The organism is Paraburkholderia fynbosensis, assembly GCF_902859935.1.
Lineage (GTDB): Bacteria > Pseudomonadota > Gammaproteobacteria > Burkholderiales > Burkholderiaceae > Paraburkholderia > Paraburkholderia fynbosensis.
The window spans coordinates 1-20755 of sequence record NZ_CADIKI010000022.1 but is presented as its reverse complement, the minus strand read 5'-3'; the positions used below and the strand labels follow the sequence as shown (position 1 = coordinate 20755).

The 20755-nt window shown below is 60.2% G+C and carries 14 protein-coding genes and 4 pseudogenes; 11 read left to right on the top strand and 7 right to left on the bottom strand.

What is annotated here, in order from left to right; genetic code table 11:
- The first annotated feature begins 2 nt into the window (after positions 1 to 2).
- Both HV770_RS29495 and HV770_RS29490 read left to right on the top strand, forming a co-directional pair.
- On the top strand, positions 3 to 629 hold the full coding sequence (locus tag HV770_RS29495) for a cysteine hydrolase family protein (protein WP_175165073.1): 627 nt from the start codon (positions 3 to 5) through the stop codon (positions 627 to 629).
- 228 nt (positions 630 to 857) lie between these two features.
- The gene (locus HV770_RS29490) at positions 858 to 1370 is read left to right on the top strand and encodes a winged helix-turn-helix transcriptional regulator (protein ID WP_175165072.1); all 513 of its coding nucleotides are present in this window, start codon (positions 858 to 860) and stop codon (positions 1368 to 1370) included.
- Positions 1371 to 1873: 503 nt separating this feature from the next.
- Here the strand turns inward: HV770_RS29490 and HV770_RS29485 are convergent.
- Positions 1874 to 4072, bottom strand: coding sequence for a hybrid sensor histidine kinase/response regulator (locus HV770_RS29485; protein WP_175165071.1), 2199 nt, complete (start codon positions 4070 to 4072; stop codon positions 1874 to 1876).
- A 232-nt stretch (positions 4073 to 4304) separates the two neighbouring features.
- Between HV770_RS29485 and HV770_RS40045 the strand changes: the two are divergent.
- A pseudogene (locus HV770_RS40045) lies at positions 4305 to 4624 on the top strand (hypothetical protein); the annotation flags it as partial.
- Between the two features lie 486 nt (positions 4625 to 5110).
- Here the strand turns inward: HV770_RS40045 and HV770_RS29475 are convergent.
- The 4 genes and pseudogenes from HV770_RS29475 to HV770_RS29460 all read right to left on the bottom strand — a co-directional run bounded on the left by HV770_RS29475 (position 5111) and on the right by HV770_RS29460 (position 8584).
- Positions 5111 to 6781 carry an ArnT family glycosyltransferase gene (locus HV770_RS29475; protein WP_175165070.1) on the bottom strand — a complete coding sequence of 557 codons (1671 nt, stop codon included), beginning with the start codon at positions 6779 to 6781 and terminating at the stop codon, positions 5111 to 5113.
- 455 nt (positions 6782 to 7236) lie between these two features.
- A pseudogene (locus HV770_RS29470) lies at positions 7237 to 7375 on the bottom strand (IS6 family transposase); the annotation flags it as partial.
- A 4-nt stretch (positions 7376 to 7379) separates the two neighbouring features.
- Positions 7380 to 7972: pseudogene (locus HV770_RS29465) on the bottom strand (response regulator).
- A 266-nt stretch (positions 7973 to 8238) separates the two neighbouring features.
- Positions 8239 to 8584: pseudogene (locus HV770_RS29460) on the bottom strand (DUF3579 domain-containing protein).
- Between the two features lie 444 nt (positions 8585 to 9028).
- Here HV770_RS29460 and HV770_RS29455 point away from each other — a divergent pair.
- The 6 genes from HV770_RS29455 to HV770_RS29430 all read left to right on the top strand — a co-directional run bounded on the left by HV770_RS29455 (position 9029) and on the right by HV770_RS29430 (position 15323).
- Positions 9029 to 10042 (top strand): ABC transporter substrate-binding protein, encoded by a 1014-nt coding sequence (locus tag HV770_RS29455; RefSeq protein WP_175165069.1) that lies wholly within the window; start codon positions 9029 to 9031, stop codon positions 10040 to 10042.
- Positions 10043 to 10145: 103 nt separating this feature from the next.
- The gene (locus HV770_RS29450) at positions 10146 to 10943 is read left to right on the top strand and encodes an ABC transporter ATP-binding protein (protein WP_175165068.1); all 798 of its coding nucleotides are present in this window, start codon (positions 10146 to 10148) and stop codon (positions 10941 to 10943) included.
- Between the two features lie 44 nt (positions 10944 to 10987).
- On the top strand, positions 10988 to 11830 hold the full coding sequence (locus tag HV770_RS29445) for an ABC transporter permease (protein ID WP_175165169.1): 843 nt from the start codon (positions 10988 to 10990) through the stop codon (positions 11828 to 11830).
- Positions 11831 to 11935: 105 nt separating this feature from the next.
- A complete protein-coding gene (locus HV770_RS29440) occupies positions 11936 to 13306 on the top strand; it encodes a sensor histidine kinase (protein ID WP_175165067.1) in 1371 nt (456 codons plus the stop codon).
- Between the two features lie 10 nt (positions 13307 to 13316).
- Positions 13317 to 13991 (top strand): response regulator, encoded by a 675-nt coding sequence (locus HV770_RS29435; RefSeq protein WP_175165066.1) that lies wholly within the window; start codon positions 13317 to 13319, stop codon positions 13989 to 13991.
- A 204-nt stretch (positions 13992 to 14195) separates the two neighbouring features.
- Positions 14196 to 15323: a porin gene (locus tag HV770_RS29430; protein WP_175165065.1), complete on the top strand. Its 1128-nt coding sequence runs from the start codon at positions 14196 to 14198 to the stop codon at positions 15321 to 15323.
- A 317-nt stretch (positions 15324 to 15640) separates the two neighbouring features.
- On the opposite strand, the gene HV770_RS29425 is transcribed toward HV770_RS29430, so the two are convergent.
- Entirely contained in the window at positions 15641 to 16873 is a 1233-nt protein-coding gene (locus HV770_RS29425; RefSeq protein ID WP_175165064.1) for a helix-turn-helix transcriptional regulator, read from the bottom strand.
- 1179 nt (positions 16874 to 18052) lie between these two features.
- Here HV770_RS29425 and HV770_RS29420 point away from each other — a divergent pair.
- Positions 18053 to 18442 (top strand): hypothetical protein, encoded by a 390-nt coding sequence (locus tag HV770_RS29420; RefSeq protein ID WP_175165063.1) that lies wholly within the window; start codon positions 18053 to 18055, stop codon positions 18440 to 18442.
- Positions 18443 to 18651: 209 nt separating this feature from the next.
- Here the strand turns inward: HV770_RS29420 and HV770_RS29415 are convergent, their stop codons facing one another.
- Positions 18652 to 19611 (bottom strand): LysR family transcriptional regulator, encoded by a 960-nt coding sequence (locus tag HV770_RS29415; RefSeq protein WP_175165062.1) that lies wholly within the window; start codon positions 19609 to 19611, stop codon positions 18652 to 18654.
- A 132-nt stretch (positions 19612 to 19743) separates the two neighbouring features.
- Between HV770_RS29415 and HV770_RS29410 the strand changes: the two genes are divergently transcribed.
- On the top strand, positions 19744 to 20463 hold the full coding sequence (locus tag HV770_RS29410) for an SDR family NAD(P)-dependent oxidoreductase (protein WP_175165061.1): 720 nt from the start codon (positions 19744 to 19746) through the stop codon (positions 20461 to 20463).
- Positions 20464 to 20755 lie beyond the last annotated feature (292 nt).

Genomic DNA, 20755 nt, shown 5'->3' with positions numbered 1-20755 from the left:
CCATGTCCGCATCCAGTTACGAACACGACCAGACAGCATTGCTGATCGTAGACCCCTACAATGATTTCATGAGCGAGGGCGGAAAACTTTTCAACGCGATCAAGGAGACGGCCGACGCGTCGCATATGTTCGACAATCTTCGCCTCATTATTCCGCGTGTGCGTTCGGTGGGAATCCGGGTGTTCATTGTTCCGCATCATCGGTCGTGCCCGGGCGATTTCGATCATTGGCAGCACATCAACATGTTCCAGAAGGCGGGACTGCCGACGAAGGCGTTTGAAGCGGGGAGCTGGGGTGGCGAGTTTCATCCCGAGTTCGGTCCGCAGGAAGGCGACGTCGTCGTCAAGGAACATTGGGCGCAAAGTGGCTTCGCCAACACCGACCTGGATCTTCAACTCAAGCAGCACGGCATCCGGAAAATCATCCTGGTCGGTCTCATTGCGAACAGCTGCATTGAGTCCACCGGTCGTTTCGGCATGGAACTGGGCTATCACGTGACGCTTGTAAAGGACGCAACAGCGGCGTTCAGCCATGAAGGAATGGTGGCTGCCGAGACGAACGGACCGATGTACGCTCACGCCATTCTGACGACCGAAGAACTGCTGTCGAGGTTACCGCCGGCGCCGTGAGCGACGAGTCGTCACATTGCCGGCCATCGGTGAACCAGGTCGGACCGGATTCGCGCCTGCTTCTGACCGGCTTCTCACGGTCGGCATACCGGAACCGCGCATTGGGGCGGACCGCATAGCTTCAGTATGAAGGGACATATAATGGAGCCAATTAGCTGGAAACAGTCGTTGCCTTCGCCGTGACATGCGCGGGCAAGCAGATTTATGCGGTCGGTCTAGGGGGCAACAATGAGTTGGGACGAAGTATGCGACAGCGTTTGCCCTATCGCGCGGTCGCTCGCCGTCGTCGGAGATCGTTGGACGCTGCTGATTCTTCGTGAGCTGGCGATGGGCACACGCCGGTTCGACGAAATTCAAGCGCAAACAGGCATGTCATCGTTCCTCTTGTCGAGCCGGCTGAAGCGTCTCGAGAAAGATGGTGTCGTTGAGCGACGGCCGTATAGCGACCGCCCTCCCAGGTTTGAGTACCACACGACGGAAAAGGGAAAAGACCTCGACGGGGTGCTGCTCCTGCTACGGGCCTGGGATATGAAATGGGGACGTGGTGCGGACGAAGAGCCGGCGGTCCATATGGTCCATAAGCGAACCGGGAAAGTGGTCGACGCCGCGTGGCGTCCTCCTGCGACCGGAAAGCCGTTCTCCTTCGACGACGTCAATTCAACCGTCAGTTCAGCGTTCGCGGCTGAACGGGAAGCCAGACGGACGGCGTTTCTTGCCGCGAAGCGCGGTGACGATTCCTGACGGAACCTTGTTGCCGCTTAGCGATTGTTCTTCTACGGCGCCGCGCGGACCTGCACGATGCGTTTTGCTGACATCAAGGTCATCGATGGGCGAGCGGCAGAAAAGGAAACCTGTAGCCGCATTATCGGGTCCTTGCGTGAAACGTCAGCGAAGCCCGCCGCCGCTATGCAGAGCATTGCTGCCCTCGCGTCCGTTAATGAAGCGGAGCAGTCGCACCAATGTCCATGCCACGGACTTGGGAATGGCGGCTCTCGGCCGTTCAGTGCCTCATGCAAGCGGCACATGCACGCCCAGGCAGCGCTAGGCAGCGATGGACAGCAGCCGACCCAACGCAGCCACTCAAGGCTTGGCATCGTCAGCGTCTCATAACGGCGAACTCAGTCATAGGGGGGCCTCCATTCGTCGCTGCGGTCGGTGTCACGACCAACAAAAGACACCGTTATTCGGGATAAGGCTGCGTTTTGTGCAAACATTAAAACAGCAATCTGATTTAAAAAGATCCATTACACCGAAGGCCGCTCCCCGGGAGATGCTCTGGTCAGCGCTTCGACCAGTTCCGCAAGCGCAACCGGCTTGACGAAATGCTGCTCGAATCCTGCGTCGTTCGAACGCCTGCGGTCCTCGGCCTGCCCGTAGCCGGTCAGCGCGAACACCCTCACGGGCGTCGCCGTCTGCTGTGCGCGCAGCGCGCGGGCGAGCTGGTATCCGTCCATTCCGGGCAAGCCAATGTCGAGTATCGCGAACGCCGGCGAGAACGCCGCCGCTACCTCGAGCGCGGTCGCCGGATCGGTCGCCGTCGCCACGTGGAAACCCATCTCGACGAGATAGGCTTCCATCGCCATCAGGCCGTCCTTGTTGTCGTCGACCAGCAGCACGCGCACGCCGACGCCGTTGCCGTCCGGATGCGGCGCGGCCGGCTGCTTCCCGCGATCGGTCGTGGGTGCCGATGCGGCCGGGAGCGTGACGGTGAAAGTCGCACCCCTACCCGGTCCGTCGCTGCTTGCGACGACCGTGCCGCCGTGCAGTTCGACAAAGTTCTTCACGAGCGCAAGACCAACCCCGAGCCCGCCGTTCGCGCGGTCGATCGTCGTCTCTCCCTGCTCGAAGAAGGAGAACAGACGCGGCATCAAATCCGCGCTGATTCCGACGCCGTTGTCCGCCACCGACACGACGATTTCAGTGGTGCTCGACACGGCTTTTACATGAATGCGCCCATCCGTCTGCGTGAACTTTGCGGCGTTGTTCAGCAGGTTGCCGAACACCTGCGTGAGACGGACGGGGTCGCCGGACACTGTGCCGCCGTCGTCTGCGAGGTCCAGCGACAGTGTCTGTGAACGTTGTTCGAGCAACGGATTCGCTGCCTCGATCGCGCGCGCAAGCACCGTCGCGATCGGCACGGGCTCGCGCGCCAGTTCGATCGCGCCGCGCGTGATGCGACTCACGTCCAGCAGATCCTCCACGAGCCTCGACAGATGCGCCACTTGACGCTCGATGATGTCGTAGTGTTTGTCGGTCGTGCCGCCGTTTTGCTTGCGCACGAGCACGAGCGCGGTCGAGATCGGCGCGAGCGGATTGCGAAGCTCGTGGCCGAGCATCGCGAGAAATCGATCTTTTGCACCGTTCGCGTTGCGCAGATCCGCGAGCAGCGCTTCGCGCTCGATGCGCGACTTCTCGACGGCCTCGCGTGCACGTACGTAGCCGGTCACCTCGACGGCACTGAGGATCACGCCGTCGACGTTTCCCGACGACGCGCGCAACGGTTCGAAATGAAGCGTATAAACGCGCTCGTCGCCGGTTCGGTTTGCCCGATACTCTTCATGGACGATCGGCACGCCATCGGCGAACACGCGCTGCAGTGCGGCTACAATCGCGCCGCCCTCCTCTTCCGGAAATGCGTCGAGATAAGCGAGGTTGATCAGGTCCGCGCGGCCGACCATCGCGAGATAGCGGGGATTCGTCAACTGAAACGTATGCCGGCTGCCGAGCAGCAGTGCCGACGCGATCGGCGAATTCATCAGCACGGCATCGCGCTGAAGCTCGGCGCTCCTTCGGCGGCGCATCTCGTCTTCGAGCGACGTCGCGCGCTGCTGCGCGAGCGCGAGTCTCAGATGCAGGTTCTGATCGCCCGCGTCGCGCAACGCACGGGTAAGCAATACATGCTGGTGTGCGTCGCAAATGTGACGAAATAGCGGCGTATGCTCGGCGCCGGTGAACGCCCGGTCCGGATACGCGCAGAAAAGCGAGAACCGGTGCTCGCGGGCGAGTCCGTTCCACAGGTCTTCCAGATGCAGCGCTGCTTCGCCGAGACCCTGCGCGTACAGGATCGCGACCATCTCGCCGAACGCGTGCACCGGCTGCCCCGCTCGCACGGTCCGCGCGACGAGCGCACCGACAGTCGACATGAAGCGCGCCTCGTCCGGCCACCCGTCGACCATGAAGCCGTCGAGCGCGGCGTGCGCGTCGACGAAAACGGCGTCGTGCGCGCGACGCGTGGCAGTATCGGCCGAGTCGAGCCATGACGTCAGCGAGGCAACGTGATCGGCGGTGGCGATCGCAATGGCACTCCCCCCCGCGTCCAGCGCGCGTTGCAAAAACGCGCCGACGTCCTCGATCAATTCGACGTCGGACTCGTAGAACTGGACGAAATGGCTGGAATCGTGTTCCGTGTGCCGAGCCGCAGCCGGCTCTGTGCTGATCGTCATCGTTAAGCCGTATGAAAACTCCGCTGCGAGCCGCGAGACTCGCAGTCGAACATTGGGGAAAAAGCTCGCGGGCATCGCTCCGCCCGCAAGAATCATACCTGCGGCGCGTTCGCGCGCGGTAAGGCGGGCGAACGCGTTGCGGCGCGAAGCGGGACGACACAGACGTCAGTTACGACCTGAAGGTTCAGCGACCAGTGCCGATAAGGCTGACACATCCTGGTAGAAGCCTCGTAACCCAGGTGCGAGCCAGAACGTCAGCATCCTGTCGCTAACGCTCGACGACGAAAAGGACGGACCGGCTTATCCGGTTGACGATACCCGCTGGGTTCCGGCGCCGGGACCGAACGGAGCGACATTCATGCTCTTCACAGACGCCAGCAACACGATCTACCGCGTAGATGCACCGTTCAAGCAGGGCGAAGCGTATAGCGCCGCGCAAGGCCAGGTTATGCAACTGGACGTCAAGTCTGGCCATCTCACACCGGTAGTTGCAGGCATTGGAAGCGCCTCTGCGCTGCAAGATCCGCAGGCGTACTGTTCGTTGCTCTATAAAACCGCACGGCCATCGCCTCCCCCCTTCATCTGCGTGTCGCAGGAAGAGGGGCACCGATCCAAGGCAAACCTGCCGCCGGGAGTGTTTCAACTGCGTGGTAAGCGGCCGATCCAGTTTACTACGGCGAGTTTGCATTAACTGAACGTCGCGAGCACAACAAAACTGCTCGGAGCTTCGGCTTCATGGCCATCATCGGCCCTGCAACGCCAAGTGTGTTCATGACCCGCTTCAGGTTGTAAGTCAGCACCCGCAGGCCGCCCCAATCAATTCCCGTCTTGTTGCCATGCTGAGTCGCCTCGTCATGAGTCGCCCCTGCCAGCCATCTGGAAGGTAGCAAATTACATGAGGCAACAACCCCGGCTTGGTAACAATAATCTGAGTCAATGCGTCTTCCGCTGAATCAGGCGGCATTACATTCGCAGGTGCGAGGAGGCAGCACTGCCGGTTCCGTCCTTAGTACTGCAGTTCAATTGATGAACTGGTGTTCAGTCAAAGTGCTGGTTGTCTGCTTTCTGGTAAAGAAAGAAATGCTCCTGGCTATCGCCCGGCCGCGATCCACTCCAGAACGGCTTCCAGGTGGGTCGCGCCGGCGCTGTCGCGGAGGGCGTCTGGACCACAAGGATCCTGCATCGCCATGAATCAGAGGTCCCTGCACCGACCACCTGGCGTTTCGTATAAAACTCGAACATCGGCGCCTCAGATTCACCAAAGCCGTCTGAGGTGACGCATCCTCCAGATGGAACAGTCGTCGTCATTGCGTGAGCGGCGTGCTCGAACACGACACGATAGCTCTTGGCGTCATCAATCCACGGTAGCACGAGCGTGGCCGCGAGCCCCCAACCAAGGGTGAGCGCGGCAGCCCAACTGGCAGCACCTCGCAAGCTCCCACTTCGGGCAATGGAACGCTGCGCTGCGATCCACGCCATCGTCAGCGCGAGCGCCGTAAGCACGGCAACCGGCTGTCGCGCTGGCAATTCGTATTCAAGCGGCAACCACCGATGGAGCGGTGCGAGCCAGTGATGTTGCCCGACCGGGCCCCGCATGATCCACCATGCTGACCAGACGATGGATAAACAGACGACCGCCACCATGCTCGCGAGTCCGGCCCATGCGCGTTGAAGGGCCAGAGGCAAGCGCGGCAGCGCATCGGCCCCTAGCGGCGTTAACGCCGGCAAAAGCGGCAAGAGATAAAGCTCACGCATTGTTGCCGACAGGCATAACGTTACCAGCCCCGTACAGGTGACCAATGCCGCGACGATCAAACCGGGCTGCCTCCAACTGGCAGCTCGAGTTATTGTCGTCAACGCGAGCGGACCAACAGGAAAAGCGAAGAAAAATAACGCTTTGAGCGATGTCGAAAGCGTGTTGTCGGAGCCGAGCTCAGGTACGGAAAATCCCAGGAATCGTCCGACGTTGTTGTCCCAGAACCATGTCTCGAAGAGCGATGTTGAACGCTCGGCAAGCAGCCACGGCCAGATGAACATCAGCGGCAATGCGACTCCCCCAGCGATCAGAAGTGCCGCCATGTAGCGGCGTGAGCGGCACGACCGGACCAGGGAGGGAACGATACATGCAGACGACCCAAGTACGCCCGGCATCAGCAAACCCTTCGTCATGAAAGTAGCTGCTGTGCTAATCCCCAGTAAGGAGGAGGCTACCCAAAGCCGCCCCGGGCTCGAATCATCAACAATAAGGACGATCTTTGTCAGCGCGTATAGCGCAACGGCGCTAGCTCCCATCTGTCCGACGTCCGTGAACAGATCGTGAGCGTGCTTGACGAGCCCGATAGTCCCTGCCAGGAGCAGCAAGGCGCCGGTCACATCGCGGGTATCCCAGCGGGCACCTCCTGAAATTACCCGAGCGGTCGCCGCGACTGCGGCAAACGTGATTAACATCGAGAGGAGCGTCGCAAGGCGTGCCCCGTCTGCTGGCCTCAAGCTGCCCGAACTTGCCCTCATCAGGCCGGTTGCAATCCAGTAAAAAAGCGGTGGCTTTTCCATGAACGGCACGCCAGCGTTCGTCGGAACGATCCAGTCTCCGCTCTTCGCCATGTGCTGGATGATGCCGAAGGTGTAGGTTTCGTCCTGCTTCCATGGCTCACGCCCTACGATACCTGGCACCAGATAGAGTGAAAGGCTGATGACTACGATAGCCACTCGCCAAACTCGACGCATCCGGCTTTGAAACCATTTCGACCACGCCGATCCCGGCATACAAACACCCTTCTGATTAGCGCCAGTACTCCCGGGACGCAGTCCGCGGCCATAATGAAACGCTGGCCGACCGCATGCGACCCTCCAGAATCGCAGCGGAACCCTTAAGCGAACCTTAACGGAGTCAGTGCGAAGGGCCAGCGTAGAGCCACGCTTTTAGAAGTCTTAGGAAATGCTTAAGAACCCGCCACGCCGTCGTACACCGTCAGTATCAGTAGCGCCGCGCACGCCATGCTTGCCGAAGCCAGCGAGACCTCAGTTCAAACCGCGCAGGAAGCAGGCAAGGGCGATCAGCAGGCGCAGCGTCTGCTGGCCAGGGAGGCGGCGGCCCGGGGCGCCTGAGTGCGTCGCAGGTTGTGTACCTGAAAGTACGGACCGCCGCGCTGGATCGGCGGCGGTCATGACCACACCGCGCTCGAACAGCAGCTCCTCGATATCGGGAAGGCTAAGCTGAAAGCGAAAATACCAGCGAACGGCGTGGCTGATGATCGATGCCGGAAACCGATGACCGTGATCCAGCGATTTCGGCTTTCTCATGACGTCATCTTAGCCCACGGCCCAACGAACGTGACAGAGCCTCTGAATTGTTAGCTATACAGAGCTTTCGCATCAGCCACAACTTGTGCGTGCCGATAGTCTTCGCGCTGATCGCGAACGTATCGGCAATCTCGCTGACACGTTTGCCGTGCGCGAGAATTTGCAAGACCTGAAATTCCCGATCGGACAGCAGTTCCTGGGGTGCGTCGCCAGATTGCGGGCCGAACACCAGGGCGTCGACGTGCCGTGGGTCAACGAACTGCCCGCCGCTCGCGAGCTTACGTATCGCGCCGATCAGGATCTCTGGATCGATGTCCTTCGCAACATAGCCCATTGCGCCGGCCCGCAGCGCGCGCGAGACGGCCGGCGCTTCGTTTTGCTCGCTCATGATCAGGATGGCGAGTGCCGGCCATTCGACTCGCACGCGGCGGATCACTCGATACCGTTAATATCGGGCATCGTCATGTCGAGCACCAAAAGGTCAAAACGGCTTGTGCGCAACAACTCGAGTACCGCGGCGCCTTGCGTCGCCTCACCAGACACAACGATGTCCGTCGTTTTCTCGATGAAGTGGCTGAGGCCAGACTGAATGGCCATCGGCACTCAGAAGATGAATCATGACGAATCTGTTGATTCATTCGCACCGCCCAGCCATACCTGTCCGTCGCACCGCGGGCCAGCTCTCCCGCATGCGACGCGTCCGGCCGCAGTACCGTGGCACGGTGCCGACACGCCGCGCACACATACGTGTAATGCATTTCAGTGAGTACTTCCATCGACCGTCTCCGAGCCATTGCGTCGCGGATTTTACCGTTGAGCGCCGGATGAACAGTGATCGCCGACGCGTCCATCTCGTCGTTTGCTCACTTTTTGAGAAGCCTCCGGATCGCTTTTCGGAACATGCCCTGTCGTTCATGGAGAACACGGCTGATGTCGACTGCCAGGTCGTTGTCTCTCGCGAACCGCCTGACAAATTCTAATGCGTCTGGACAGACGCGCCGCAGTTCGTGCGCAATGCGCAGCATTCGAAGCCCTGCTCCACCACCGGCATGCAAGTCGCGTGCAGGCGAGATGAATGCCGGGGCCGCGCTCCCCAACGAACAGCGTGATGACGCCGGCCAGGCGTTCGGCCCAGTCGCCTGGCCGGAACAGCTTGTGTTGCTGCGTCACGCCGCGGATCAGATAACAGTCAATGCCGTCGTCAGTCATGTTGCTGGAATCGTCGGCGTGTGCGCCGTCGCGTTGCGGGCTGGATGTCTGCGTTCGGGTAGTTTGTCCGACGCTGCGTGTCGACGTGCGCATGCCGGTCCGGAGAATCATTGTTCCGTTTGCACTGGTCACCAGGGTTGTTTCACGAACGACTCTTCCCTATCAATGATGCGATTCTAAGAAGGTAAAACCTTCGCAACGCTTTCACCAGTGATGACTTTGATCGGGGTTTTCCATGCCTGGGACCAGCCTCTCTCGAATCAGGCGGCGAAAGATCGGCACAGACGTAAGGTGGCCGCGCTTCGCGTCCGGCGACGGCGGTCTCATGGAAATCCCCTAAATGAAAGACGTGGCGGTGAAAGCCGGGGGAAGGATTCATGCGCCCATAATCGCGCCATCGACGCAAACAGGCATCACTTCGCAGCCGACAATCGGAGACTATCGATGCAATCGAAAATCACTGCGTTTCGTCACAATGCTCGCGCCTGCTGCCTGCTGTTTGGTCTTGGCTCGCAGCATGCAACGGCCGCCGACAGCGAGAAGATCACGATCATGGTGGGCGGCATCACGAAGTTGATCTATCTGCCGGCACGCCTGACTGAACAGCTTGGCTACTTCAAGGACGAGGGGCTTGACGTTGAACTGCTGTCGCAGCCTGCCGGTGTCGACGCAGAGAACGAACTGCTGGCCGGCGCCGTCCAGGCTGTCGTGGGTTTCTACGACCACACGATCGATCTGCAGACCAAGGGCAAGGACGTCAAGGCAATTGTCGTGTTCGGCCAGGTGCCGGGCGAAGTCGAAATGGTGTCGACCAAAGCTGCCGACACGGTCAAATCGATGGCCGATGTGAAGGGCAAAACGCTGGGTGTGACTGGACTGGGTTCATCCACGAGCTTTCTCACCCAATACCTCGCGGGTCAGCACGGCATCCAGTCGGACGAGTACACGATGCTACCGGTGGGGGCTGACGCCAGTTTCATCGCGGCAATCAAGCAGAACCGTATCGACGCCGGCATGACGACGGAGCCCACCATATCCGCATTGCTCAAATCGGGCGAGGCGAAGGTGCTCGTTGATATGCGCTCGGTCGAGGGCACGAAGGCGGCGCTGGGCGGCACCTATCCCGCGTCGAGCCTCTATGTGCGGGCCGCATGGGCTGATTCGCACAAGGCGCAAGCGGCCAAGCTCGCGCATGCCTTCGTTCGCACGATGCAGTTCATCCACACGCATAGTGCGGAAGAGATCGCGGCGAAGATGCCTGACGACTACCAGAAAGACAAGCCGCTTTACGTGAGCTCCCTGAAGGCGTCGCTGCCGATGTACACCGTCGACGGCAAGATGCCAGCTGACGGCCCGGCGACCGTACTCAAGGTGCTCTCGGCGTTCAATCCGTCGGTCAAAGGCAAGCATGTCGAACTGGACAAAACCTACACCAACGAGTTTGTCAGCTCGAAATAGGTTGCTGCCGCGGGCGGAGCGTTTGTGCAACGGGCGCCGTCCGGCTCCGTTGCACGTGCGGTGCCGCCCATGCGGCTCCGCTTAATTCCCATGGATGTACTGAATGAACCAAGTTGTTTCCCAGAGCGCGCCGGTCATCGAGTTTCGCTCGGTGTCATGTCGCTTTATCAGTCCCGATGGCAAGGCGACAGTCGCGTTGCGCAACTTCAGCATGGCCGTAGCCAAAGGCGAGTTCGTCGCGGTGGTGGGACCGACCGGTTGTGGCAAATCGACCACGCTCAGCATGATCACCGGTCTGCTCAAGCCGACCACCGGAGAAGTGCGTGTGATGGGCGCACCGGTTGACGGCATTGATCCACGCATCGGCTTCGTGTTTCAGGCCGATGCAGTCTTCCCCTGGCGCTCGGTGCTCGATAACGTTGCAGCGGGCCCTCTGTATCGCGGCCGCTCAAAGTCCGCCGCGCACGACGAGGCGAACGAATGGCTGCGCCGCGTAGGGCTCGAAAAGTTCGGTAAGCACTATCCGCATCAACTGTCGGGCGGCATGCGCAAGCGCGTCGCGCTCGCGCAGACTTTCATCAATAACCCGGAAATCCTGCTGATGGACGAGCCGTTCTCAGCGCTGGACATGCAGACCCGCACGCTGATGCAGGATGAACTGTTGCAGTTGTGGTCGGCCAATGCGGGCTCGGTGGTGTTCGTCACGCACGATCTCGAAGAAGCCATTGCGCTGGCCGACCGGGTGTTCGTGCTGAGTGCGCGGCCTGCGACGCTGAAAAAGGTCTATGAAATTGATCTGCCACGTCCGCGCGTGACGTCGGAAGTTCGCTACGACCCGCGTTTCATCGAGACTTCGCGCGATATCTGGCACGACCTGCGTGAAGAAGTACGTATCGCATGACAAAAACTCTGGCTCAAAAGACAATCATGGGCACCTGTGAAAACATGGCGGAAGCAGGCATCGACGCTATCTCACTCACCGCAGTTGAGCGAATTGCACAGCGACGGCTGCGCCAACGGCACGCGCTGATCATCGGCTTGCGTGTCCTCGTTCTGATGGTTGTGCTCGGCGGATGGGAAATCGGCGGGCCGACTAAGTGGATCGATCCTTTCTTCTTCTCGATGCCGTCGCTGATCTTCCAGCAGATCGTCGACTGGTTCCTCAACGGTACGTCACAAGGCCCGCTACTGGTGCAGGTCTGGGTCACGCTTGAGGAAACGTTCCTTGGGTTTCTGATCGGGTCGGTTGGCGGCATCGTCTGCGGGGTTGTGCTCGGTCGCAACAAACTGCTCTCCGATGTGTTCAGTCTATACATCCAGATCGCAAATTCAATTCCGCGTGTCGTTCTCGGCTCGGTGTTCGTCATTGCGCTTGGCCTTGGCATGGCGTCCAAAGTGGCACTGGCCGTGGTGATGGTTTTCTTCGTCGTGTTCGGCAACGCTTTCCAGGGGGTGCGGGAAGCTGACCGCTACATGATTGCGAACGCGCAGATTCTGGGCGCATCCAGGCGCCAGCTGACCACCTCAGTCGTGATTCCATCGGCACTGTCATGGATTCTCGCAAGCCTCCATGTGAGCTTCGGCTTTGCCCTCGTTGGGGCGGTGGTTGGCGAGTTCCTCGGCTCGAAACAGGGCATTGGCCTGCTGATATCGACTGCTCAGGGCGCATTCAACGCCAGTGGGGTTTTTGCAGCGATGATCGTGCTCGCGGTGGTTGCCCTTACGGCGGACTATCTGCTTACCACGCTCGAAAGGCGCCTGTTGAAATGGAGACCTGCTGCGTTCTGACCGTCAGGAATCGGAACGTTGCATTTTGCGACCAGCCAGGGGAGATCAAATGGCCAGTGCTGTTCGCAGTCGCGGCAGGCGCGCAACATGCCCGGGGAGTCCACGATGATGCATAGCCTGCGTGCACGCCTGCTTGGGTGGCTGCTGGTGCCGGTTGCGGCGTTCGTATCCGTCACCGGCCTGATGTCGTATGAAGCGGCGCGCGAGACTGCAGGCCTTCTGCAGGACAACGCATTGCTCGCGTCTGCGCGCATCATCGGCGAGGAAGTTAACTGGGAAGATGGCGTGCTGATTGCCAGGATTCCGCCCGCAGCTCTCGAGATGTTCGAGTCGCCCTACCAGGACCAGGTGTTCTACAGGGTCGTCAAGGGTGGTACGGGACTGCTCGGCGGGAATCCCAACCTGGCTTTTCCTGCACATGCAACGTCGCGCCCCGTATTTTACGATTCGGCGCTTGATGGTCGGCCGATTCGCGCGGTCGCCTATGAGCGGGAGCTATACGATTCTGGCACAACCGAACCGGTCACAGTTATTGTGGCCAAGACGCAGGCATCGTACCAGGCCATGCTGCTGACCCTGTGGCGTCCCCAGTTAGTCCGGCAGGGGCTAATGCTGGCTCTTGTGGTAGCACTGGCGCTGCTGGGGCTGACCTTCGAGTTGCGACCGCTCATCAGACTGAAGGATGACGTGGCCGATCGCGACGCGTTGCGACTCGAGCCTATTCGGATAGAGCGCCTGCCTTCCGAGTTGCGCCCTGTCGTCGACGCAATCAATCAGTGTATCGCGCGCCTGAAACTGCATGCGACCACACAGCGAAAGTTCATTGCGGACGCCGCGCACCAGTTGCGTACTCCCCTTGCGCTGCTCGGGGCGCAGATCGACTGTGCCCACCCGTGCAGGCATTGCGGGCCACTGCTGGCAGATGCGCTGGCGGGCATACGTCGCAGCAGCGCAAAGATGACCGAGATGACCAACCAGCTGCTGCTATTGGCCCAGGCGGAGTCGTCACCGCCCGATCGCGCCCTCGTCAGGGTCGACCTGGCCGCTATTGTGTCGTGTGTATTGGAAGAGCTCGTGGCAGCCGCACAGCGGCGCCAGATCGATCTCGGCGCCGAGCTCGGCGAAACGGCGTGCGTCATGGGTAGCGCGACGCTACTAACGGCGCTCGTGACGAATCTGGTTGATAACGCCATCCGCTACACACAAGAAGGCGGGCGGGTTACCGCAACTTGCTGGGAGGAAGACGACGAAGTTGTACTGCAGGTTATCGACAATGGTCCAGGCATTCCGGCCGAGGCGCGCGCCCACGTGTTTGAACGTTTCTACCGCGGGGCGACTGACGCCGAGGGAACGGGTCTCGGTCTGTCGATCGTGCGCGAAATCGCGCATTCGCATGGCGGATCGGTCGCATTGAAACCGGCTGCGGAGCATGCCGGCCTTATGGTCAGCGTCCACCTGCCGAGGCGGCGCGATTGAGGACAACGCGATGAAGTTACTACTGGTGGAAGACAACATTGAGCTTGCGCACTGGGTTGTCAATCTGTTGCGCCAAGAGAACTTCGCGGTCGATTGTGTCCCTGACGGTGAACGCGCGGATCAGGTGCTAAAGACGCAACGCTATGACGTGGTGTTACTGGATCTTCGGCTGCCACGAATGGACGGCAGGGACGTACTGGCACGGCTACGCCGCCGCGGCAACACCGTCCCAGTGTTAATGCTGACGGCGCACGGCTCGACCGAAGACAAGGTTGATTGTTTCAGTACTGGCGCCGACGACTACATTGTCAAGCCGGTCGACGCACGCGAGCTGGTCGCCCGTATCAAGGCGCTGATCCGCCGGCAATCAGGTGGCATGTCGTCATGCCTGACCTGCGGCGATCTCGAGTACATATCCGATACAAGGGAGTTCCGTCACCACGGCGCACCCCTGTCGTTGCGGCGTCGCGAGCACACCGTCCTGGAAACGCTGATGTTGCGACAGGGCAAAACGGTATCGAAGACCATCCTGTTGGAAAGTGTATTCAGTCTGGACGATGAGCCGAGTGCGGACGCCATCGACATCTATATTCACCGCCTGCGCAAACATCTCGCGAAGTCCAGCGCGCAGATCATGACGCTGCGGGGGCTGGGCTACATCCTTCGGAAGAAGGATCCCGAATAACGGGCATCGGGTGTCGCTGCGGATATCAGTGTATTCACTTAGTTGTACGAATGGCACGTGAAAGGCGCGCGAAGGATTGGGGTAACTAGGATAGCGTCCATCAATTACCCGTTTCACATGCCCCCAAAGGACGCAAAAGGACGGGCTGCAGCCGCCGCGCGCAGAAAGGCCAGATTTTCAACGCAGCAATCAGAGGAGACGATCTTGAAGAAAAAATATCTTACGCTGGCTATTGCGGCCAGTGCACTTGGAGTGACAGCCGCGCATGCGCAGTCGAGTGTCCAACTTTATGGACTGATGGACTTGAGCGTTCCGACCTACAGAACGCACGCGGACGCCAACGGCAATCACGTCATCGGCATGGGCAACGACGGCGAACCGTGGTTCAGCGGCAGCCGCTGGGGCCTGAAGGGCGCCGAGGACATCGGTGGCGGCTCGAAGATCATTTTCCGGCTTGAGAGCGAATTCGTCGTAGCCAACGGCCAGATGGAAGATCCGGGCCAGATCTTCGACCGCGACGCATGGGTCGGTATCGAGAACGACAAGTTCGGCAAGATCACGGCGGGTTTCCAGAACACCATCGCGCGTGATGCAGCGGCGATCTATGGCGACCCCTATGGCAGTGCGCGGCTGACAACGGAAGAAGGCGGCTGGACCAACACGAACAACTTCAAGCAGATGATTTTCTATGCGGCCAGTGCGACGGGCACGCGTTACACCAATGGTCTGGCGTGGAAGAAGCTGTTCAGCAACGGGATCTTTGCCAGTGCCGGCTACGCATTCGGTAACAGCACGAGCTTCGGCACCAACTCCAACTACCAGGCAGCGCTTGGCTATAACGGCGGCCTGTTCAACGTGTCGGGCTTCTATAGTCACGTGAATCGCGTTGGCTTTACAAACCAGACGTTCTCAGTAGGCGGCAACTATACGTTCGGCATCCTGCGTGCCAACGCCGGTTACTTCCGTTACCTGGGCAACCAGGGCGCGCTCGGCCAGCGTCAGGACAACGCATGGACGGTATCGCTCAAGCTGTCGCCAACGGGACCGTTCGACTACCAACTGGGTTACCAGCAGATGCGCGTGCACAATGCCGCGTACAACAGCGACGGCGACATCCCGAACGCGAACATCGGTGCTTTTGATCCGACGTCGGGTCTCCACAACGGCTACAAGGAAACCTTGTACTGGTCGGGTTTCTATCACCTGTCGAAGCGTACCGAAGTATATCTGGCCGGCGACTACATGAGGCTGCATGGCGGCTACACGGTCGGAACCACATTTGGTGCGACCAACCAGCTTGAACTCACGACGGGTGTTCGCACCCGGTTCTGATCCTGGAAGCCACTCCTCCTGGCTGATTCATCGACCAAAAGTGCTCCTATAGCGGCGACGGATAAATCCGTGCGCCGCTTTGTTCTGTGCCGTGGGTCGAGGACGACTACCATGTTAGAAATGCCACTATCCGCACCGCCCTAATAGTCACGATCGCCGGCTATACGGCGGCATTGGTGTTCGTGATCGCTGCGTCGGTCGCTGGTCTTAAGACGACCAACGCGGCGCTCGAAAAGATGTACGCCGAAGAGGCGGTCGCCTTGCTACCTCGCCGCGAGCCGCGAAGCAATTTTGCAGGTGCGCGACGATCTCGGCGCCTATGAAACGCTCGTCGCAAGGGAAAACCCACCGACTCGGTAGCTCCCCGTCTTTTTGCCGACGTCGTTGTACGTGCCTTTCTCGTCGACTAGCGGATGAAAGCTGCCTCGCAGAAGGACCGACACCAGTTCGGCCTGACGATGCGTGTCGGTCTTGGAAAGGATGCGCTTCAAGTAGCTACGGGCCGTTCCAACACCGATGTTCAGTTCCTTAGCGGTCTCTTGCAGGTCTGAGCCTTGCACCAATGCAACCGCAAGCGCTGCTTCCCGAGGAGTTAGACCAAACGCTGAGGTGAGGAGGGATGTGTCGATTACCGCTGGACGATCTGGCTCCATGATGAAGACGATTGTGCGTGCAGTTGCAATCCCCAACGAAAATGAATACGGCAACCCGATCGGGATGACTCTAGCGATCAGCGGACGACGCGGCGGAGCTCGGTGAATCGTGCAATTCCGCGCGGAAAATGCTGCAGTCGCCGACTCTGATGGGCTCCGGGACGCATCGGCGAATCGGGATACCGCTGAGATCGCATCCCCGAGCTTTGCTGCGTCGCTGGGTCGGATGGCTGACAATTTCCTCGCGTCGAGCAGCAAGCCGTCGCGGGCGGCCGCCAGTGCCTCAGCGCGCGGATTCGCTAGGACTGGATGCATTTTGGCATTCAGAAAAACCACGCCTAAGTTCAATCTAGCGATGGCTTCATAAGTCCATGATGCCCGCCCTTCCGAGTCCGCAATACGTCGCCAGACTTTTAGTGCGGTGACGACGTGCGGACTAATGACCGTGGCGGCGCGGAGATCCTCCGGTGAGAAATCCGCGGCGCCGGCGTTTCGTGCGAGCGTCAACAGGACTCGACACTCCGGGCCTCGGACCAGCGGTGCAACGATTCCATAGTACCCACCGGCCGGTCGTACGGCTTCGTTATACAGTTCCGAGCGTTCAAAATCGGTGTCTGTTATTGCCGAAGTCTGGCGCAGTGCGGTGCCCACGGGAATCGCTTCCACCCAGGCAGGTAGTCTGTTTTCGATTTCTTGCTGAAGGCGGGCCACGTCATCCATCCGAAAACCGCTGGATACGGCGAGGCTCGGTCCATCAGCGACAGCCGCGTGAAGTATCGCCCTATGCGCCCCTCCAGCTTCCGCCACCGACGCGACTGCGTTCGGCCAGTTCTCCGGCGCTAACGTCGCTTCATAAACGTGCTGGATCGCGCGATGAATTGCATCGACTCGTCGCATGCCGCCTCCCACTAGGAGTCTTCGCGTTTTGCGTTGAACGTTTCAACGATTCCGCCCTAGTGAAGCTCGATAACAAGTATAGGCATAGTTTCAAAATGCTTTCACGTGAATTTCAAACTGCGGCGGGTCACGAGTCAAGGGGCGCTCTTCGTGACGCGGCCAACGAACCTCCACCCTTGATCTGGTGACCAGACATACGTAAATCCGCTCGGACCATCGACGAATACGGAAACCGGACGTCCACTCTGCAAAGCATCCATTTCCCCAGCAACCGCGACCTGCTTCGCTTCGATCACTGCGGCCCCCCCGGCGCGGTGGTCGACTCTCCACCCGTCGTTCGCGCCATAAGTAAGGCGCGATTTATCGCCTGACATGCTTTCGACTGCGAAGGAAAGCGCCGGAGAATCTCCATTCGGCTGTACGCCTCCATCCGCCAAATCCTCATTCGCTGAGACGCAAAACGAGAGGGTGCTGGCAGTGAAGATTAAAATCGACCCTGCGAATTGAACGCTCGTCATTTTCGGACCTCCAGGCCTACGACCATCAAGGGCGCGACAGCACAATGCTTGCGGAAAAATGTCGCGCTCGCCGACCAAATGGTTTCCTATATCTTCTTGCGGGCGACGGGACGTCGATACTCCCATTTGGGGGCACCACTGAACGTTTCGCAGTAGAAGTTCGGGGCTTTTCACCGCCTCAAGCTACTAATTCCCGACACACTGAAGTCGATGGTTAGCGCTCTGCACCGCTTGCGGCTCGTTCAGAGTCGGGAAGGCGATACCGGACGGCTGCCCCCTATTCACCGCCCTGCCCCGTGACCACAAATGAAGGAGTGAAAAGATCCTACTTTCCCCCCTTCAAGTCGCGTGGCCGGTTTGTCTCGAACTGAAGGGATACATAGCCACAACTACTACCCTTCACTCTTCTCCGTGGCGCCGTTAACCCGCCGCCCGAGGCTGACCGCTGCATCCGTCGCTCAACCCGTGTCAGCGGTCACGAACGGGCCTTTCGCGGCGTTCAGGTGATGAGGCGCACTGCCGTCAAAGGTCACCTTTTACGGGGCGGCCCGCTTTCCTGACGACGCCAGCGATGCCGTCCGCCCGCCTCGATCGCTGTCCGCTTTCCCGCTGATGAGGCGAAGCGACGATCGCGACTCTACCGGGTCCCCGGGAGCTACTGATGACTCTGCAGGCTTCACCCGTTGCGGCCGCCGAACACCCGGCGGCCGCACCTCGTTCCTATCCACCGGCACACATCATCACGTCCGACGCTGAGGCGATCGGCGTCGCGCAGAATCTCGCCAGCCGATTCGCCGCGAATGCCGCGCGCCGCGATCGGGAGCGCACGTTGCCGCTCGACGGCGTGATGCACGCGTTCACACCTTGCATGGCCCGGTGCGCTGGAAATATGCCGCCGTCGGCAATTTCTATCTCAACGGTGTCAGAGCACCCATTAGCGGCCAGACCTGAACCGAACGTAGCCGGAAATACGCAGACCTGGTTGGGCAGCACCGCCGCCAACGACGAGGCAGTGGTCGTTCGCCTGACACGGCAACGGTGGAAAGAGTGAGCAGGGCGAGGGCTGAGAACGTGCGGCAGTTCGAGATCGCTTGGCCGACATTCGCGACCCGGTACCGGCGAATGTCCGCATTCGTTTTTGGCGAATGAGTCTTGTCGACCCGGAGCGGCCAGTCACCCGGTCGCCACCCGAGGACCGTAATAAAGTCAAGCGGTCATCGGATCGCCTCTCAGGCGGATCAGTGGCCGGTGAAGGATCGCCTACATGGTCGGCGGTGGCAAGCCGCAGAACGCGTTTCGCGGATAAGCTCTTAGGCATACCTCCAGAATCTCCCCACGCAGCCAGCGATGGGCCGGGTCACCATCAAGGCGTGGATGCCAAATCGCCGAGACGTTGAAAGCAGCTGTCGACACGGGCAGCTCAAACCACTGCAAGCCATTTGCGGCAGCGTGATCGGGCGCGAACGAGTTGCCCACGCATGAGTGCGGGATGACGGCGAGCAAATCGGAGCGACGCGCCACTTGCATCGCGCTGGTGTATGACGGCACGACTATCGAAATCCTCCGTTTAGTGCCGCAATCTGCCACTGCCACATCGACAGGATTCGATCCCTCGCCGGGTCGCGCAGTCAGTACGTGGTCGAACTCGAGCCAGCGTCCCACAGACACACCGGCGCCGCTCAAAATTGGATGGTCGAGCCGGCACACGCCCACATAGCGATCGCGAAGAAGCAGGCGCGTCAGCATTTCGGGAGCGGAAGTCCTCACGGTGCCGATCTCAACGTCGATTGTTCCATCACGCAACGGCTGCGCATCCCAGTCCGATTTGGGCGTGAAACGGAGCTGCACGCCAGGCGCTGCGCGACTGATCCGATCCGTCAGAGCGGCGCCGACCAGATCTATAAATCCTTCGCCCGCTCGAACGGCGAAGCTGTGTTCCAGAGCCGCAACATCGAATCGGTGGTCTGGCGGCTTAAGTAAAGCCTCCGCTTCCCGAGTCAGGGCGGGGAGCCGATGGCTCAGTTGCTCCGCATATGGCGTGAGGACCAGCGAGCGGCCTGCCTGCAGCAGCAACCGGTCGCCGGTGGCCGTGCGCAGGCGGGCGAGCGTGCGGCTCATGGCGGAAACGCTAAGATTGAGACGCTGCGCCGCTGCTGTGACGCTTCGCTCAGTCAACAGCGCGTCCAGGGCGGTAAGAAGGTTGAGGTCGACGCGTGACATCCCTTCAGCATAGCGGATCGGGGGCCGGTGTGGCGTTTCGTGCAATCGTGGTTTGTGGATCAGGCGTCTGGCGCAAATCGAGCGTGGGTTTCAGAATTGAAGCCAACGCCACGACCACTAAAGAGAAACCTTATGGCCCACGCCACATACGCTGCTCGCACTCCAACGATACTGATCATCGGCGCGTCGCGCGGTCTCGGATACGCCATGGCCGCAGAGTTCCTGACGAAAGGGTGGAACGTCATCGGCACCGTCCGGGCCACCAACGGCCCTACGCTGTTGCACGCTTTGGCTGACGCATATCCGCGGAGGGTCGAGGTCGAAACGGTGGACATCACCCGGCCCGACGAGATCGATTCGTTGCGAACGCGCCTGTCGAACAGGATATTCGACATTCTGTTCGTCAACGCTGGCACGACCAACCCTGATCCGACGCAGACCATCGGCGAAGTATCGACCGCGGATTTCGTCGACCTCATGATCACCAACGCGCTCAGTCCGATGCGGGTTGTTGAACGCCTGTCCGATCTGGTTCCCGCCGATGGTCTGATCGGAGTCATGTCATCCGGGCAAGGCAGCATCGCTGACAACGAGTCCGGGCAGCGGGAAGTCTATCGTGGCAGCAAGGCGGCACTGAACCAGTTCATGCGCAGCTTCGCGGCACGCCAGGCAAGAACGCAACGCGCCATGCTGCTGATGGCGCCGGGCTGGGTACGTACGGATCTGGGCGGGCCTGAGGGGCGACTGTCAATAGAGGAAAGCGTGCCTGGGATCGTGGAGGTGCTATTGGCCAAGCAGGGACGGCCCGGCCTCGAATTCCTCGACTACCGCGGTAGAACCGTTCGGTGGTGACGGCGGGGCGCGGCTCCCCTTACTACGTCGATTGCGCCGGCGTCAGCAGCGCTTGTTCTTTACCGTATCGGCGGCGCGAAGCAGGTCGCAGCCCTTGCGAATATCTGGAATTTATATCGTCGCACGTGATCCGTGCAAAACAATCGGGCTACGAACCGCGCTTGACAGTCCGATGCCAAGGAGATTGTGTTGAAAAAGTCTTGTTTTGGCTCGAAGCGCTGAAGTCCGCGGCACGTTTTCGAGTTGTGGTGATCGGCGAAGCGGCAAACTTGAACGAGGCAACGATCCCCGT

Excerpts from the sequence above, each read along its gene's own strand:
- HV770_RS29495 (WP_175165073.1), top strand. The coding sequence starts at position 3 with ATGTCCGCATCCAGTTACGAACACGACCAGACAGCATTGCTGATCGTA.
- HV770_RS29490 (WP_175165072.1), top strand. The coding sequence starts at position 858 with ATGAGTTGGGACGAAGTATGCGACAGCGTTTGCCCTATCGCGCGGTCG.
- HV770_RS29485 (WP_175165071.1), bottom strand. The coding sequence starts at position 4,072 with ATGACGATCAGCACAGAGCCGGCTGCGGCTCGGCACACGGAACACGAT.
- HV770_RS29455 (WP_175165069.1), top strand. The coding sequence starts at position 9,029 with ATGCAATCGAAAATCACTGCGTTTCGTCACAATGCTCGCGCCTGCTGC.
- HV770_RS29450 (WP_175165068.1), top strand. The coding sequence starts at position 10,146 with ATGAACCAAGTTGTTTCCCAGAGCGCGCCGGTCATCGAGTTTCGCTCG.
- HV770_RS29445 (WP_175165169.1), top strand. The coding sequence starts at position 10,988 with ATGGCGGAAGCAGGCATCGACGCTATCTCACTCACCGCAGTTGAGCGA.
- HV770_RS29440 (WP_175165067.1), top strand. The coding sequence starts at position 11,936 with ATGATGCATAGCCTGCGTGCACGCCTGCTTGGGTGGCTGCTGGTGCCG.
- HV770_RS29435 (WP_175165066.1), top strand. The coding sequence starts at position 13,317 with ATGAAGTTACTACTGGTGGAAGACAACATTGAGCTTGCGCACTGGGTT.
- HV770_RS29425 (WP_175165064.1), bottom strand. The coding sequence starts at position 16,873 with ATGCGACGAGTCGATGCAATTCATCGCGCGATCCAGCACGTTTATGAA.
- HV770_RS29420 (WP_175165063.1), top strand. The coding sequence starts at position 18,053 with ATGACTCTGCAGGCTTCACCCGTTGCGGCCGCCGAACACCCGGCGGCC.
- HV770_RS29415 (WP_175165062.1), bottom strand. The coding sequence starts at position 19,611 with ATGTCACGCGTCGACCTCAACCTTCTTACCGCCCTGGACGCGCTGTTG.
- HV770_RS29410 (WP_175165061.1), top strand. The coding sequence starts at position 19,744 with ATGGCCCACGCCACATACGCTGCTCGCACTCCAACGATACTGATCATC.